The organism is Streptomyces sp. NRRL B-1347 (genome assembly GCF_000720325.1).
Taxonomy (GTDB): domain Bacteria; phylum Actinomycetota; class Actinomycetes; order Streptomycetales; family Streptomycetaceae; genus Streptomyces.
Genome location: NZ_JOJM01000329.1, coordinates 1 through 245 on the forward strand (window position 1 = coordinate 1; position 245 = coordinate 245).

1 protein-coding gene is annotated in these 245 nt (G+C 65.7%); it reads left to right on the plus strand.

Translation table 11 applies throughout. The features are described 5' to 3' along the window. On the plus strand, positions 1-245 hold a 245-nt coding region (locus tag IG74_RS0145225), incomplete at both ends, for a flavodoxin-dependent (E)-4-hydroxy-3-methylbut-2-enyl-diphosphate synthase (RefSeq protein WP_158858171.1).

Sequence of the window (245 nt, forward strand, 5' to 3'; positions counted from 1 at the left end):
CCGTCCTGTGGTCGTGCGCAGGTGGATGTGTACAAGCTCGCGGACGAGGTGACGGCGGGGCTCGAGGGCATGGAGGTGCCGCTGCGGGTCGCGGTCATGGGCTGTGTCGTCAATGGTCCGGGTGAGGCCCGTGAGGCTGATCTCGGGGTGGCGTCCGGCAATGGCAAGGGGCAGATCTTCGTGAAGGGCGAGGTCATCAAGACGGTGCCCGAGTCGAAGATCGTGGAGACCCTGATCGAAGAGGC